The sequence below is a fragment of the Bordetella genomosp. 12 genome, assembly GCF_002261355.1.
Classification (GTDB): Bacteria; Pseudomonadota; Gammaproteobacteria; order Burkholderiales; family Burkholderiaceae_B; genus Bordetella.
In genome coordinates, this window is sequence record NZ_NEVU01000002.1 from 156,291 (window position 1) to 171,900 (window position 15,610).

The 15,610-nt window shown below is 64.6% G+C and carries 11 protein-coding genes; 6 read left to right on the top strand and 5 right to left on the bottom strand.

Annotated elements, in window-relative coordinates:
* Window positions 1–3: 3 nt before the first annotated feature.
* Window positions 4–1,317, bottom strand: coding sequence for a lysophospholipid transporter LplT (gene lplT, locus CAL22_RS06135; RefSeq protein WP_094811412.1), 1,314 nt, complete (start codon window positions 1,315–1,317; stop codon window positions 4–6).
* A gap of 263 nt (window positions 1,318–1,580) precedes the next feature.
* Between lplT and smc the strand changes: the two genes are divergently transcribed.
* From smc to ligA, 3 genes are read left to right on the top strand one after another with little or no spacing between them, the layout of a single operon-like run.
* Window positions 1,581–5,111, top strand: coding sequence for a chromosome segregation protein SMC (gene smc / locus CAL22_RS06140; RefSeq protein ID WP_094811414.1), 3,531 nt, complete (start codon window positions 1,581–1,583; stop codon window positions 5,109–5,111).
* 48 nt (window positions 5,112–5,159) lie between these two features.
* Complete coding sequence (locus tag CAL22_RS06145; RefSeq protein WP_094811416.1) at window positions 5,160–6,251, top strand: cell division protein ZipA C-terminal FtsZ-binding domain-containing protein; 1,092 nt, start codon at window positions 5,160–5,162, stop codon at window positions 6,249–6,251.
* Complete coding sequence (ligA, locus tag CAL22_RS06150) at window positions 6,251–8,335, top strand: NAD-dependent DNA ligase LigA (protein ID WP_094811418.1); 2,085 nt, start codon at window positions 6,251–6,253, stop codon at window positions 8,333–8,335. Before CAL22_RS06145 ends, ligA begins: the two co-directional genes overlap by 1 nt.
* Window positions 8,336–8,339: 4 nt before the next feature.
* On the opposite strand, the gene CAL22_RS06155 is transcribed toward ligA, so the two are convergent.
* The 3 genes from CAL22_RS06155 to CAL22_RS06165 are packed head-to-tail and all read right to left on the bottom strand — an operon-like array spanning window position 8,340 to window position 10,606.
* Window positions 8,340–9,110 (bottom strand): amino acid ABC transporter ATP-binding protein, encoded by a 771-nt coding sequence (locus tag CAL22_RS06155; protein WP_094811419.1) that lies wholly within the window; start codon window positions 9,108–9,110, stop codon window positions 8,340–8,342.
* Complete coding sequence (locus CAL22_RS06160) at window positions 9,107–9,787, bottom strand: amino acid ABC transporter permease (RefSeq protein WP_005012079.1); 681 nt, start codon at window positions 9,785–9,787, stop codon at window positions 9,107–9,109. Before CAL22_RS06160 ends, CAL22_RS06155 begins: the two co-directional genes overlap by 4 nt.
* A gap of 33 nt (window positions 9,788–9,820) precedes the next feature.
* Complete coding sequence (locus CAL22_RS06165; protein WP_094811421.1) at window positions 9,821–10,606, bottom strand: amino acid ABC transporter substrate-binding protein; 786 nt, start codon at window positions 10,604–10,606, stop codon at window positions 9,821–9,823.
* Window positions 10,607–10,855: 249 nt separating this feature from the next.
* On the opposite strand from CAL22_RS06165, the gene CAL22_RS06170 reads away from it, so the two are divergent.
* The 3 genes from CAL22_RS06170 (at window position 10,856) to CAL22_RS06180 (ending at window position 14,754) form a co-directional block, all read left to right on the top strand.
* The gene (locus CAL22_RS06170; RefSeq protein ID WP_094811423.1) at window positions 10,856–11,383 is read left to right on the top strand and encodes a sigma-70 family RNA polymerase sigma factor; all 528 of its coding nucleotides are present in this window, start codon (window positions 10,856–10,858) and stop codon (window positions 11,381–11,383) included.
* A complete protein-coding gene (locus CAL22_RS06175) occupies window positions 11,373–12,353 on the top strand; it encodes a FecR family protein (protein WP_094811425.1) in 981 nt (326 codons plus the stop codon). Before CAL22_RS06170 ends, CAL22_RS06175 begins: the two co-directional genes overlap by 11 nt.
* Before the next feature lie 76 nt (window positions 12,354–12,429).
* Window positions 12,430–14,754 (top strand): TonB-dependent siderophore receptor, encoded by a 2,325-nt coding sequence (locus CAL22_RS06180; RefSeq protein ID WP_094811427.1) that lies wholly within the window; start codon window positions 12,430–12,432, stop codon window positions 14,752–14,754.
* Between the two features lie 58 nt (window positions 14,755–14,812).
* On the opposite strand, the gene CAL22_RS06185 is transcribed toward CAL22_RS06180, so the two are convergent.
* Window positions 14,813–15,589 carry a peptidylprolyl isomerase gene (locus CAL22_RS06185; protein WP_094811429.1) on the bottom strand — a complete coding sequence of 259 codons (777 nt, stop codon included), beginning with the start codon at window positions 15,587–15,589 and terminating at the stop codon, window positions 14,813–14,815.
* Window positions 15,590–15,610 lie beyond the last annotated feature (21 nt).

Consider the following 15,610-nt stretch of genomic DNA (forward strand, 5'->3'; position numbering starts at 1 on the left):
GGCTTAGTGCAGCGAGTCCAGCGCCTTGCCGTGGCCTTCCTGGCCGATCTGTTCGTAGAGCTCCGGGTGGCGGGCCAGGTTGCGCTTGCTCCAGCGCATGAATATCACCATCAGGATGGTGACGATCAGGCCGAAGATCACGATCACGGTATTGATGGACATGTCCATCCAAAGCATCAGGGTGTAGACGGCAACCATGAGCAGGATGTTGAGTTGCTCATTGAAGTTCTGCACCGCGATGGAGTGGCCGGCCGACAGCAGGACATGCCCGCGATGCTGCAGCAAGGCGTTCATGGGCACGACGAAAAAGCCGGCCAGCGCGCCCGTGACCAGCAAGAGCAGGTAGACGCTCCAGGGCGAATAGACCAGGGGCATGAGCAGCACGACCAAACCCATGGCCGCGCCCACCGGCAGCACGCTCAGCGCGCGTCGCAAGGGGATGCGGCCGGCTGCGACCGAGCCGATGACCGTGCCCAGGGCGGCCACGCCCATGAGGATCGAGGCCTGGTCCAGGCGATAGCCCAGATGGCTGCGGCCCCACTCGATGACGATGAGCTGCAGGGTGGCGCCCGCCCCCCAGAACAGGGTGGTCACCGCCAGCGAGATCTGCCCCAGCTTGTCGTGCCACAGGACGCGCACATAGCCGGCGAAGGTGCGCACCAGTTTGATTGGGTTTTTCTGTTGCGGGGGATAGCGCACGTGTGTGTTGGGGATCAGCAGGTTGCACAGGGCAGCGAGCAGATACACCAGAGCGATCACCAGGATGGCGGCTTCGGCTGGCGTGCGCACCAACTTGCCCAGCCCGGGGTGATGCAGCAATACATCGGAGACGGCCGGCGAAATCAGGGCGCCGCCCAGCACGGTGCCGATGATGATCGACAGTACGGTCAGGCCCTCGATCCAGCTGTTGCCCTTGACCAGCATGTCGGGCGGCAGCATTTCGGTGACGATGCCGTACTTGGCCGGGGAATAGGCGGCCGCGCCGATGCCGACCAGGCTGTAGGCGGCGCAGACGAGGTAGGTCTGGTAGGCGGCGGGGACGCCGAGACTGGCGTAGGAAAACATCAGCAGGCAGCCGGCGACCTTGAGCGCGTTGGTCACGAACATGACCCGCCCCTTGGGGAAGGAGTCGGCGAAGGCTCCCACGAAGGCCGCCAGCACCACATAGGCGAGGGCGAACGACCATTTCATCAGGGGGGCCATCCAGTCGGGACCGTGGAGCTCCAATATCAGGGCGATGGCGGCAATGAACAGCGCATTGTCCGCCATGGATGAGAAGGCCTGGGCGGCCATGACCAGATAAAACCCGCGTTTCAAGAATGTCCCCGCTGCTCCCGGCCAGATCGCGGCCGAATTGTTGGAATTCAGTGTCAGATTGAGAGTGTGAGCGAGTATAGCGTCCGCGCCCCGGTAACGTGCGTCGGCGTTTCCCCGCGGCAACGGCGGCCGGCGATCTTTGCCCTGCTGGCTACTGGGGTATCATACGACCGTTACCAGACCGGCCTTCGAGGCCGGTTTGCCAATCTGTGCGGCAGGTCCGTTCAACGCCCTCGTTCAACCTACCCGGTCCGTCATCTCCAGTGCGCCTTACCCAACTCAAACTCGCCGGTTTCAAGTCTTTCGTCGATCCCACCGTGATTCCCGTGCCCAGCCAGCTGGTCGGCGTGGTGGGTCCGAACGGCTGCGGCAAATCCAATATCATCGACGCCGTGCGTTGGGTGCTGGGCGAGGCCAAAGCATCCGAGCTGCGTGGCGAGTCCATGCAGGACGTCATTTTCAACGGTTCCGGCAACCGCAAACCGGCGGCTCGCGCCTCGGTGGAAATGGTGTTCGACAATAGCGAAGGCCGGGCCGCCGGCCAGTGGAGCGCGTATTCGGAGATCGCCGTGCGGCGGGTCCTGACCCGCGACGGCACCAGCAGTTATTACGTCAATAATCAGCAGGTCCGGCGGCGCGACATCCATGACATTTTCCTGGGCACCGGCCTGGGCGCGCGCGGCTACGCCATCATCGGGCAGGGCATGATCAACCGCCTGATCGAGGCCCGGCCCGAAGAGTTGCGGGTGTTTCTCGAGGAGGCTGCCGGCGTGTCGCGCTATAAAGAGCGCCGGCGCGAAACCGAGAATCGCCTGTCGGACACGCGGGAAAACCTCACCCGCCTGGAGGACATCCTGCGAGAGCTGGGCAGCCAGCTGGAAAAACTCGAGTCCCAGGCCGAAGTGGCGCGCCAATACCGTGACCTGCAGGCCGATGGCGAGAAAAAACAATTCGCCCTCTGGTTTTTGAAGGAAAGCGGCGCCCGCGAGGAGCGCGACCGCAAAAGCCAGGAAATGGCGCAGGCGCAGAACAATCTGGAAGCCGCGATCGCGCAGTTGCGCGCCGGCGAGGCCGCGCTGGAGTCGCGCCGCCAGGCTCACTACGCCGCCAGCGATGCGGTCCACCAGGCGCAGGGCCAGCTCTATGAGGCCAATGCCCAGGTCAGCCGTCTGGAGGCCGAGATCCGCCATGTGGTGGATTCCCGCAATCGTCTGCAAGCCCGGCGTGATCAATTGCAGGCCCAGATCGAAGAATGGAACAGCCAGCAGGAGCACTGCACCGAGCAGATCGCCGCCGCCGAGGATGACCTGACCACGGCCGCGGCTCGCACCGAAGAGGCGCGGGCCGCCGCCGAGGACGCCCAGGAGGGGTTGCCAGCCATCGAAGCGCGTGTGCGCGAAGCCGCGGCCGGCCGGGACGAAATGCGCGTGGCCTTGGCGCGGGTGGAGCAGAATCTCGCCCTGGCCGCTCAGACGCAGCGCGATGCCGACCGGCAGATCCAGGTTCTGGAGCAGCGCCGCGAGCGTCTGCAACAAGAGTTGCGTGAGTTGCATACGCCCGACGCGGCGCGCCTGGAGCAGTTGGCCGGCGACCGCTACGCTGGCGAAGAGCAATTGCAGGCTGCGCAGGCCGAACTGGCCACGCTCGAAGGCCGCGTGCCTGAGGCCGATGCCGAACGCAGCCGGGTTCAGGGCGCCGCCCAGCAGGAAGCGCAGACGCTGGCGCGCCTGGATGCGCGCCTGGCGGCGTTGGTCAAATTGCAGGAAGACGTGCAAAAGCAGGGGGCCCTGGAACCCTGGCTGGCCAAGCACGAGCTGACCAGTCTGGGCCGGCTGTGGCAGAAGTTGCATGTCGAGGCCGGCTGGGAGGCCGCCCTGGAAGCCGTGTTGCGCGAGCGCATGGCGGCGCTCGAAGTGCGCAACCTGGACTGGACCCGGGCTTTTGCGGAGGATGCGCCGCCTTCGCGCTTGGCCTTCTATCAGACGCCGCCCGCGGCCGTGGCGCCAGCCGCCGCGGCGGGCCTCACACCGCTGGCCAGTCTGTTGCGCATCACCGACCCGGACCTGCGCGCGCTGCTCAATGATTGGCTGCGTGGGGTTTATGTCGCCACGGATTTCGCGCAGGCCTTGGCCGCCCGGGCAACGCTGCCGGCCGGAGCGGCCTTTGTGGTCAAGGCCGGGCACCTGGTCGAGGCCCATGCCGTGCGCTTTTATGCGCCGGACTCCGAGCAGGCCGGCATGCTGGCCCGCCAGCAAGAGATTGAGAACCTGCAGCGCGAAATCAAAGCGCAGCAGTTGATCGCCGACCAGTCGCGCAGTGCGGTGGCGCGCGCCGAACAGGCCTGGCAGCAGGTGTCCCAGGCGCTCGGCCCGGCACGTCAGCGAGTGGGTGAATTGACGCGCCGTCTGCATGATGTGCAGCTCGAACACTCGCGCCTGCAGCAGCAGGCCGAGCAGTCCGGTGAGCGGGCCCGGCGTTTGCGCGAGGATCTCCAGGAGCTGGCCGCGCAGGAAGAAGACCTGCGTGCCACCCGCGAGGAGGCCGAAGCGCGCTTCGAGACGCTGGATGCCGAGCTGGCCGAACACCAGGGGCGGTTTTCCGACGCGGAAATCGACGGCGAAAGTATCGCGGCGTCGGCCGAGGCTGCCCGGGCACGCCTGCGGGAGCTCGAGCGAGGCGCTCAGGAGGCGGAGTTCGCCGAGCGTGGCATCCAGGTGCGCATCACCGACCTGCAGCGCAATCGGCAACTGGCCATGGATCAAAGCCAGCGCGCCAGCACCGAATTGACCCAGCTCGAGGTCGATCTGTCCGAGCTGGACGCCTCGGCGACCCAGGCCGGTCTGCAGGACGCGCTCGAGCAGCGCGTCGAACGCGAGGAGGCGCTGTCGCAGGCGCGCCAGGAGCTGGACAATCTCTCGGCCTTGCTGCGTGGCGCGGACGAAGATCGCCTGCAGCAGGAGCGCGTGCTGGAGCCGCTGCGCGCCCGCATCACCGAGTTGCAGCTGCAGGAGCAGGCCGCCCGGCTGGCGGAAGAACAATTCACCGAGCAGCTCAACGCGCGCGAAGTGGATCGCCAGGCACTGGCGCAGGAGCTGGCCGCCATGCCGGAAGAGTGGCGGCGCGCCAGTTGGCTGCAATCGGAAGTGGGTAAGATTTCGCGTCAGATCGAAGCGCTGGGCCCGGTCAACCTGGCGGCGCTGGACGAACTGAGCACCTCGCGCGAGCGCAAGACCTTCCTGGATTCGCAACAGCAGGATTTGATGACGGCCATCGAGACGCTCGAGGACGCCATCCGCAAGATCGACCGCGAAACGCGCGAGTTGCTGCAAGAAACCTTCAACACGGTCAACGGTCATTTCGGCGAGCTCTTCCCCAAGCTGTTCGGTGGCGGCGAAGCCAAGCTCACCATGACGGGCGACGAGATCCTCGATGCCGGCGTGCAGGTCATGGCGCAGCCGCCCGGCAAACGCAACAGCACCATCCATTTGCTGTCCGGCGGAGAGAAAGCCCTGACCGCCACGGCCCTGGTGTTCGCGCTGTTCAAGCTCAACCCGGCGCCGTTCTGCCTGCTCGACGAAGTGGATGCGCCGCTGGATGACGCCAACACGGAGCGTTACGCCAATCTGGTCAGCAATATGAGCGAGCAGACGCAGTTTCTTTTCATCTCGCATAACAAGATCGCCATGCAGATGGCTAAGCAACTGGTCGGCGTTACCATGCAGGAGCAAGGGGTTTCGCGTATCGTTGCCGTAGATATCGATTCGGCCGTGCAGATGGCCGCCGAAGCCGCTTAACCACCTCACCTATATCGAAGGGCGCCCTAGCCGGCGCGGGATTTTTAAATGAGTGATTTGCAGATTGGGCTGATCGTCCTTGGCGTACTGCTGATACTGCTGGTATTGGGGTTCAACTGGTGGCAGGACCGCCGGGTACGCCGCCGCATGCAGGAGCATTTCCCCGCCAGCGAGCAGGATCCGCTGCTCGGCAGCGCCGAACCGCTGCGTGCCGCCGCCCCGGCCGCCGAGCCGGCCAGGCAGCGCCGCGAACCCGGGATAGGCCTGGGCGTGCCGGCCGAGCCTGCCGCGGGTGGCGAGATGCCGGCCGAGGGGCCGCTGGTGGCCGAAAGCGATGATGGCGAAGAGCCCGATCCCGCGGTTGAAGTCGTCATCGAAATCCATTTCGCCGAACCGGCCCGGGGCGCGGATCTGCTGCCCTATATGCAGTCGCTGCGCCAGGTCGGCAAGAAGCAACTGCGGGTGTTCGCCAGCACCGACCGCGGCCGTCACCGCAGCCGGATCGCGGCCGAAGAGTCATACAGCACGCTGCAGCTCGCCGTGTTGCTGGCCAATCGCAGTGGTCCGCTGACGGCGATCGAGTGGTCTCAGGCCTGGGCCCGTGCCCAGGATCTGGCCGATCGCTTCGAGGGCAGCATCGAAGGCCCGGACCAGCAGGCCGTGCTGGAGCAGGCCGCCCGTCTGGACGATGTCTGCGCGGCACTCGATACGCAGGTCGGTCTGACCTTGATGCTGGGCGCGGCCCAGCCTGCCGCCGAGGTGCTGGCTGTCGCGCGCGGCCTGGGCTTTGCGCCCGACGGCGCGCGCCTGGCCTGGCTCAACGATGCCGGCGCGGTGCGCTTTACGCTGGCGCGTGGCGACGGCGCGGCCTTCGACGCGGGCATGGGCGGCATCGAGCGGCTCTATCTGTTGCTGGATGTGCCTTGCAGCCCGGCTGATCCGCACGCCTTCGGCCGCATGGTCGAGGTGGGGCGTGATCTGGCTGGCCGTCTGCGCGCCGAGCTGGTCGATGACCAGGGCCGCGTGTTGGCCGACGGCGCCGATGCCGTGATCGATGAGCGCCTGCGGGTCCTGTTTGAACAGCTCGAGCAGGCCGGCCTGCCGGCCGGCAGCGAGCGCGCCCAACGAGTGTTTGCCTGATGGTTGCGAGTGCCGCTGAGCGTGCCGCCCGTTTGCGGGCGGAGATCGCTCAGCATAATGTCCGTTATTACGTCTACGACGAACCCGCGATTTCCGATGCCGAGTACGACGCGCTGATGCGCGAGCTGACGGCGCTGGAAACCGCGCATCCCGAGCTGATCACGCCGGACTCTCCCACGCAACGCGTGGGGGCCGCGCCGCTGGCCGAATTCGGCAGCGTGCAGCACGCCATGCCCATGCTGTCGCTGGGCAATGGCTTCGAGGATGAAGACGTACACGCCTTCGACAAGCGGGTGTGCGACACCTTGCGCGGCGCCGGCTTGCTGGGTCCGGCCGAGCCGGCCGGGTATTTCTGTGAGCTCAAGCTCGACGGCCTGGCCATCAGCCTGCGCTACGAGAACGGTGAGCTGGTTCAGGCCGCCACGCGCGGCGATGGCCAGACCGGCGAGGACGTCACCGCCAATATCCGTACGATCAAAGCCATCCCGCTCAAGCTCAAGGGTCAGGTGCCCGCCGTGCTGGAAGTGCGCGGCGAGGTGCTGATGAATCGGGCGGAATTCGAGAAACTGAATCAGAAGCAGGCTGCGCGCGGCGAGAAGGTCTTCGTCAATCCGCGCAACGCCGCGGCCGGCAGTCTGCGCCAGCTCGATCCGCGCGTGACCGCGCAACGACCGCTGCGGTTTTTTGCCTATAGCTGGGGCGAGGTGCAGGGCTTGCCCGCCGGGGTGAGCGATGCTTTCGATGAAACCGCGCCCGGGACGGGGGTGGCGTCGACGTTGCCGCGTGACACCCACGGCGGCATGTTGGAGTGGTTGGCCGAACTTGGCCTGCCAGTCAACGTGCGTTTCAACCATAAGGCCCAGGGCGCCGACGGCCTGCTGGCGTTTTACCGCCGCATTGGTTCCGAGCGGGCCGGGTTGCCTTACGACATCGATGGCGTGGTCTATAAGGTCGATGCGCTGCCCGCGCAACGCGTGCTCGGATTCGTGGCCCGCGCGCCGCGCTGGGCGCTGGCGCACAAGTTTCCCGCCGAGGAGGCGTCGACCGACCTGCTCGGCATCGAAGTGCAGGTGGGCCGCACCGGCGCCATCACCCCGGTGGCCAGGCTTAAACCGGTCTTCGTGGGCGGCGTCACGGTCACCAACGCGACCCTGCACAATGAAGACGAGATCCGCCGCAAGGATGTGCGCGTGGGCGACGTGGTCGTGGTGCGCCGCGCAGGCGATGTGATTCCCGAGGTCGTCGGGCCGGTGCTGGAAAAGCGCAGCGCCGAGTTGCCGCTGTTTGTCATGCCCACGCATTGCCCCATCTGCGGGTCGGCCGTCGAACGTCTCGAAGACGAGACCATCGCGCGTTGCACGGGCGGGCTGTTCTGCCCGGCGCAGCGCAAACAGACGCTGGTGCATGCCGCGGGCCGCAAGGCGCTGGACATCGAGGGGCTGGGCGACAAGCTGGTCGAGCAACTGGTGGATAACGGCCGGCTCAAGACCCTGGCTGACGTGTTCACGCTGGATGCCTTCGAACTGGCGGCCTTGGATCGCATGGGCAAGAAGTCCGCCGAGAATCTGGTGGCCGCGATAGACCAGGCGCGGCGTCCTTCGCTGGGCCGGCTGCTCTTTGCGCTGGGCATCCGCCATGTCGGTGAAACGACGGCTCGGGATGTGGCGCGGCACTTTGGCAGCATCTCCCGCATCATGGATGCCGACGAGGAAGCCTTGCTGGCAGTGCCGGCTGTCGGGCCTGTGGTCGCGGGCTCCATCCATCGTTTCTTTCGCGAGCCTCACAATCGCGAAGTGGTGCACCAGCTGGAGCAACGGGGGGTGCAGCCTCAGGCGGAGGCGCAGGCGCAAGGCGGCAGCCTGACGGGCAAGACCTTTGTGCTGACGGGCACCATGCCGACCTGGAGCCGCGACGAGGCCACGCGCCATATCCTGGCCGCAGGCGGCAAGGTCAGCGGCTCGGTGTCCAAGAAGACCGCTTATGTCGTGGCGGGTGAAGACGCCGGCAGCAAGCTCGTCAAGGCGCAGGAACTCGGCCTGACCATCCTTGACGAGGATGGCCTGAAGGCCCTGCTCGGGCAATAGCCGGTCATTGCGGCTGCCCCCACTCGGGGGGCAGGCCTTCGGTCAGCGTGATGACGAACTCGCGGGTGCGGGCATCGCGGGCCTGGGTGAATACGGCTCGTGGCGGGCCCGATTCGACCACCTGTCCGGCCTGCAGAAAGATCACTTGATCTGCGATGTTGGCGGCCAGGCGCAGGTCGTGGGTCGCCATGATCATGGTCATGCCTTCGTCGGCCAGGCGCTTGAGGACATCGACGACTTCGGCGGCCAAGGCAGGATCGAGCGCCGAGGTCGGCTCATCGCACAGCAATACGCGCGGTGAGGGCGCCAGTGCCCGGGCAATGGCGACCCGTTGCTGTTGCCCGCCAGAGAGCGTGGCCGGCCAGGCCTGGGCCTTGTGCGCCATACCGACTTTTTCCAGTAGCGCCATGGCGTGTTCCCGGGCCCGTTCGCGGGGCCATTTGAGTACCGTCACCAGGCTTTCCATGACATTGCCGATGACCGTCTGGTGGGCAAAGAGCTGGAAGTTCTGGAACACCATGCCGGTCTGGCGGCGCACGCGCAGCACGGCGTCCCGGCTCGGGGGGCGCCCCTGGAAATCCAGCGTTTCCGTGCCGACCTGCAGGCGGCCGCGCTCTGGACTTTCCAGCAGATTCACGCAACGCAGCAGGGTGCTCTTGCCGCTGCCCGAGGGCCCGATCAGCGCGGTGACACTGCCCGCGGCCACCTGCAGGCTGACTTGCCGCAAGACGGGGTTGTCCCCGAAATGCTTGTCGATATCGTAGAGGCCTATCATCGCTGCTGCTCCGCGAACACGGCATGCTGGCCAAAGTGCTTCTCCAGCCGCGTCTGCAAGGCCGACAGCACGGAGCTGAAGAGCAGGTAAATCAGGGCGGCTTCCGTATAGAGAATCATGGGTTCATAGGTCACGGCCGCGATGCGTTGGGCCGCCTGGAAGATCTCCGGAACGGTCAGCACCGCCGCCAGTGAGGTGTCTTTGACCAGCGCGATGAAGGCATTGGACAGCGGCGGCACCGCCACGCGAGCCGCCTGGGGCAATACCGTGCGGCTCAGGACCTGGGCTCGCGTCATGCTCAGCGAATAGGCGGCCTCCCACTGCCCCTTGGGCACGGCCTCGATGGCGCCGCGTATGACTTCGGAGTTATAGGCGCCCACATTCAGCGTGAAGCCGATCAGGGCGGCGGGCAGCGGATCCAGCACGATGCCGATGCTGGGCAGACCGTAAAACAGGATGAACAGCTGCACCAGCAGCGGCGTGCCACGGATCAACCACACGTAGAAGCGCATCAGCAGCACGATGGGACGTGGGCCGAACAGGCGCAGCATGGCTACCGCGAAAGCCAGCAGCAGACCGGCCGCAAACGAGATCAGCGTCAGCGGCACGGTGAACTGCAGGCCGGCGATGAGCAGCGGCCAGAATGCGTCGAGCATCAAGGAGAGCCAGGCAGGCACCATGCGTATCTCCGGGACCGGCCGCGCGCCGGATCAGCGGGCGGACGACAGGTCGGCGCCGAAGTATTTTTCGCTCAGGCGGCGATACGTCCCGTCGGCCTTGAGATCGGCCAGGGCCTGGTTGATGGCCGCTTGCAGTTGCGGATTGCCCTTGCGCAGCAGCACGCCTGACTCGCTGAATTCCTTGCTCTTGTCATAGGCCGCGATGCGCACTGGCGCATTGGGCTTTTGCTTCTTGAAGTCCAGAAAGGACAGCTTGTCATTGACCGTGGCGGCGACCCGGCCGCTCAGCAGTAGTTCGATCGCCTCATTGAAGCCTTGCACCGGCACGACTTCGGCGCCGTAGCTCTGGGCCAGCTTGCCGAAGTTGCTGGTGATCGTATTGGCTGACCGCTTGCCCTTGAGATCGGCGAAATCCTTGATGTCCTTTTCGTCGTTGCGCACGATGAGCACCGCTTCGGACGAGATATAGGGGTCCGAGAAATCAAACTTCTGCTTGCGCGCATCGGTGATGCCAACCTGATTGATCACCGCGTCATAGCGTTTGACGTCCAGGCCGGCGATCAGCCCGTCCCACTTGCCTTCGACGAACTCGGCCTTCACGCCCAGCTTGTCGGCGATGGCGCGCCCGATCTCGACATCAAAGCCGGTAAGCTGGTTTTTGGCGTCGTGAAAGGAGAAGGGCGCGTAGGTGCCTTCGGTACCGATCTTGATGACGCCGTTGGACTTGATCTGTGCAAGATCATCGGCGTGAGCGGCCGCCAGGGGCAGCAGCGCGGCGGCGAAGACGGACAACAAGGTGCGGCTGAGGATGTTCATCGTGCTGGGCTCCGGCGGGAAGGTGATGAAACACTCTAAAGCTCAGTCTATTTTTCCACAAAGAATATAAAACATTGAAAACATATCAAAAAGTTATATAAACGCGGCCTGAGTTCGACCCTGCCAGGATGGCCGATATACGACATCCGCGGCGCCTGGCAGCGAAAACTCTTTGCCCTGCATGAAATGCTTTCCCTATAATGAGAATTATTCTTATAACAAGCGGGCCATCCAGCGCCCGGGATAGTGATGGCGCCTGCCTGGGAACAACAAGTCGAAAGCCTGTATGCGGATCATCACGGTTGGCTCAAAGGCTGGCTGATGCGCCGCCTCGGTTGTTCGCACCATGCCGCCGATGTCGCCCAGGATACGTTTGTGCGCATTCTCGGTTCGCGCGATGCGCTGCTGGGTGTGCGTGAGCCCCGGGCCTACCTGACGACCACCGCCAAGCATCTGCTGATCTCCCGGTCACGGCGGCAGGTGTTGGAGCAAGCTTATCTGGCGGAGTTGGCCGCCTTGGCCAGCACCGCACCGGGCCATCCCTCGCCCGAATCCATACTGATGGCGGTCGAGGCGCTGGAACAGATTTCTGCCGCCCTGAGCGCCGTGGCGCCGCGCGTGCGCGAGGCATTTCTGCGGCACTACCTCGAGGGCCAGACGCAGGCCGAAGTCGCGAGCGCCGTGGGCGTTTCCAAGCGCATGGTGCAGAAGTATCTCGTGGACGCCCTGGTCTGCTGCCGTCTGCATTGCGCGGCGCTGAGGCATCATGGCGGCTAGGCCGGATGACGGAGATTTCCGCGCTGCCGCCGAATGGATGGTGCGCATGGGCGCCGACAGCGAGGCCGAGCGGCAGGCCGCGCGTACGGGATTCGATGCCTGGTTACGCGCCGATCCCCGCCGCGCGGCACTGGCCGAAGAGGCGCGAGCGTTGCTGCAAGGCCTGGACGGAATACGCGGCGCGGGTGGCCTTGCCGCCCGGCGCGCCTTGGATGCGGCGCAACACCACGGGCGCAAGTCGCGCGCGGTGGTGCGCCTGCTCGTGTTGCTGCTGGCGCTCTGCTTGCCGCTGGCGCTGGCGCAACGATTTTTCCCGGTACAGATCCTCACGGCGGATGTCCGTACCGGGACGGGGCAGTGGCTGACACAAGAACTGCCGGACGGCAGCCGGATCACATTGAGCGCAGCGAGCGCGATCAATATTCGATTCGACGCCGGCCAACGCGTCATCGAGTTGCTGCAGGGGGATATTCTGGTGGCGGTGGCCCGAGATCCGCAGCGCCCCTTTGATGTCCGGACGCCGCAAGGCAGGATACGCGCGCTGGGCACGCTCTTTACGGTGCGAAACGACGGCAGCGCCACTTGGCTGCAGATGCTGGAATCCGCGGTGACCGTAAGGCCCGCCGATCTGGCGCAGGAAACCATCGTGCGGGCCGGCGAGCAGGTGCGCCTGACGGCCGCTGGCGTGGACGACCGGCAGGCCATCGATGCGGCCGGTGTGGTGGACGCCTGGAAGGGCCATCAGTTGATGGTCCATGACCGCCCCCTGCCTGGCGTGCTGGATGAGCTGGCGCGTCATCGGCGCGGCATTCTGCACTATGACCGCGACGCGTTGCAGCATATTCGTGTCACGGCCGTGCTGCCGCTGGACAACACCGATCAGGCCTTGCGCCTGTTGCAGAACAACTTTCCGGCCTTACGGGTGGGCACGCTGGGGCCCTATCTGACCTGGGTGTCCTTCGATCGCTGAGGTTTTTGTGTAACAGCGATTCGTCTTTTTCGATTTCAGGCGTCAAGGGGAAAATCCCTCTGCACAGGAAGCCCTCATGACGCCATCCCGCCGTACGCGCCGCCATCTGGCGGCTCTGCTTTTTGCCACCGTGCTGCCGCCCGCCATGGTGCAGGCGCAATCCCGCGCCGTCGATGTGCCCGCCGGACCGTTGGCGCCGGCGCTGAGCCGCTATGCGCAACAGATGGGTGTTGCCCTGGTGCTCGATGCGCCGCAGCTCGCGGGTCTGATGAGTCCGGGGCTGCGGGGGACGTACGACGTCGAGGAGGGCTTCGCCCGTCTGCTGCAGAACCAGCCTTACCGTGCGGTCAGGACCGACGCCGGCTATGTATTGCGGCCGGCGCCGCCGGCCGGCGTGGCGGAATTGGCCGCCGTCCCGGTCTATGGCGGCCTGTCGACCGGCGCGTTCTCCGGTTATGCGGCCACCGATAGCAACACGGCCATGAAGACCGACACCCCGTTGCTGGAAACGCCGCAATCCATTTCCGTCGTTGGTCGTGACGAGATGGATTCGCGCGGCGTGCAGGACATCATGGACGTGGTGCGCTATACCGCCGGCATTACCACCAATACCTACGGACCGGACAACCGCGGCTGGGATGACATCAGCATCCGTGGTTTTTCGAGCTACTACAGTTCTTATCGCGATGGTCTGGCGCTCACCCCGGCGGGCGTTTCGTATTACATGAGCGAGCCCTATGGGCTGGAGCGGGTGGACGTGCTGCGCGGCCCTTCGTCCATGGTGTTTGGACAAGGGGATGCCGGCGGCATCATCAACAAAGTCAGCAAGCAGCCCAATGGCTCGGCAATACGCGAGGTCGAACTGCAATATGGCAGTTTTGATCGCAAGCAGGTGGGCGTGGATATCGGTGACGCCATCGGCGAGAACGGCCTGAGTTACCGCCTGGTGGGCCTGGGACTGGACAGCCATGATCAGGATGAATATCCCGATGGCCACAAAATCGATCGCACGCGGGTCTATGTCGCTCCTTCCGTGCGCTGGCAGCCCAACGCCGGGACGTCGTTCACCTTGTATGCCGAGTATCTGAAGCACAAGTCCGGCGAGGATCCCTACTACCTCAATGCGTACGGCCGCTATACCGATGTGAAAATGGGGGACTACAGTTTCAGCAGTTTCAAGCAGACGCAAAGCTCGGTGGGGTACCACTTCGAGACGGCGCTCAATGACAACTGGAAAGTCGCTCAGAATCTGCGCTATGCGCAGATCAGCCTGGACCGGCGCGTCGTGTGGGTGGATTCCGTCGACGTGGATGGGCGCACGCTCAAGCGCGTGGCCCGCACCTGGGACGACCCCTTGCATCAAACGGGGGTCGATACGCAGTTGCAGGGCAAGTTCCGCACTGGCCTGGCCGAGCACACTTTCCTGGCGGGCATGGACTGGAATGAACAGATCGCCACGGCCAACCGCTATATCGGCCTGGCGCCGGATCTGGATCTGTACAACCCGGTTTACGGCATGCACGTCGACATGCCCGCCGATCCTTTGGCGCATTACCGCCAGACGGTCCAGGTGCTAGGGCTGTATGCGCAGGACCAGATCAAACTGGATTCGCGCTGGATGCTGACCCTGGGCGGGCGGCAGGACTATGTGAAGTCCACGACGCATGATTATCTGGCCGGCGACACGACGCGGCAGAAAGACCATGCGTTCAGCAGCAGGGCTGCCCTGTCGTATCTGTTCGATGCGGGCTGGGCTCCCTATCTGAGTTATGCCGAATCCTTCTTACCCAATAGCGGCACGGATGCCGCGGGCAGCCCTTTCCTGCCCAGCCGCGGCAAGCAGGTGGAGCTGGGTTTGAAGTACCAGCCCGCCGGTCGGAAGCTGTTGGCCACGCTCGCTTTGTTTGACCTGCGCAAGACCAATGTCGTGACTTACGATCCGGTCACCTTCGATGCGCGTCAGATCGGCAAGCAAAAGTCGCAGGGCGTGGAGCTGGAGGTCAAGGGCGAGGTCGTGCCCCGTTTGAATATGACGGCGTCTTATACCTATCAGGACATCAAGGTAAAACGCAGCGCCGACCCGCAGGAGGTGGGCAAGACGCTGGTGGGTATCCCGGCGCACAGCGCGGCGGTATGGATGGATTACTTGTGGGGCGGCGGGGTGGGCAGCGGCCTGGGCGCGCGCTATATCGGCAAGCGCGCCAATGACGAGTACAACACGTCTTTCGTGGGCGGGGTGACCTTGCTCGATGGTTCCGTTTATGTTGAGCGCAACGCCTGGCGCGTGGCGCTCAATGTCTCCAATCTGCTGAACCGCAAATACTTTTCCATCTGCTATCACGATGAGTGCTACCGGGGTACGGAGCGCAACATCACGCTGACCGCCCGCTACCGCTACTGATCACGCACGAAAAAAAACCCGCCAGATCAACTGGCGGGTTTCTGGCGGGGCGCAGGCTTTACTGCACCTTGGCCTTTTCACGCAGATCTTTCTGGAAGGCGTTGAGCTTTTGCTGACGCATCATTTCTTCCAGTTGAGGACGGACCTGCTCGAGCGGCGGGAATTCCACCGGACGGGTGTCCTGAACCTGGATGATGTGCCAGCCGAACTGGGTCTGGACCGGCTTGTCGGCCAGCTCGCCCTTCTTCAGCTTGCTGACGGCCTCGGCAAACGGAGGCACGTAGTTGGTGGGCGGAGCCCAACCCAGGTCGCCGCCGCGCTCGGCGCTGCCGGGATCCTTGGAGTTCTTCTTGGCCGCATCTTCGAACTTCAGCTTGCCGCTCTTGATCTGAGCCAGCAGGTCGTTGGCCGTCTTTTCATCTTCGACCAGAATGTGGCGGACTTCGTATTCCTGCTTGCCAGCCTGCTCTTTCTTGATCTTTTCGTACTCAGCCTTGACGGTGGCTTCGGTGATCGGGTTCTTTTGCAGGTAGTCGGCCATCAGGGCGCGCACCAGGATGCCTTGGCGGGCCAGTTCGACTTCGGTCTGGATGTCAGCCTGCTTGCCGATGCCTTGCTTTTCGGCAGCCTGCACGAACACCTGGCGGTTGATCATTTCCTGCTTGACCTGCTCGCGCAGCTGCGGGGAGTCCGTGGCGCCTTGCGAGACCAGCAGCTTGACGAAATCGTCCAGGCTCTTTTGAGGGATGGCCTTGCCGTTGACCGTGGCGACGTTTTGCGCGTAGACCGGCACGGCGATGGCGCAAGCGGCAGCCAGCATGAGGATGCGTTTCATGGATGTCCTTCCTGGGGAGAG

Coding starts and splice junctions, on each gene's coding strand:
- CAL22_RS06145 (WP_094811416.1), top strand. CDS start 5,160: ATGAGTGATTTGCAGATTGGGCTGATCGTCCTTGGCGTACTGCTGATA.
- ligA (WP_094811418.1), top strand. CDS start 6,251: ATGGTTGCGAGTGCCGCTGAGCGTGCCGCCCGTTTGCGGGCGGAGATC.
- CAL22_RS06155 (WP_094811419.1), bottom strand. CDS start 9,110: ATGATAGGCCTCTACGATATCGACAAGCATTTCGGGGACAACCCCGTC.
- CAL22_RS06165 (WP_094811421.1), bottom strand. CDS start 10,606: ATGAACATCCTCAGCCGCACCTTGTTGTCCGTCTTCGCCGCCGCGCTG.
- CAL22_RS06170 (WP_094811423.1), top strand. CDS start 10,856: ATGGCGCCTGCCTGGGAACAACAAGTCGAAAGCCTGTATGCGGATCAT.
- CAL22_RS06175 (WP_094811425.1), top strand. CDS start 11,373: ATGGCGGCTAGGCCGGATGACGGAGATTTCCGCGCTGCCGCCGAATGG.
- CAL22_RS06180 (WP_094811427.1), top strand. CDS start 12,430: ATGACGCCATCCCGCCGTACGCGCCGCCATCTGGCGGCTCTGCTTTTT.
- CAL22_RS06185 (WP_094811429.1), bottom strand. CDS start 15,589: ATGAAACGCATCCTCATGCTGGCTGCCGCTTGCGCCATCGCCGTGCCG.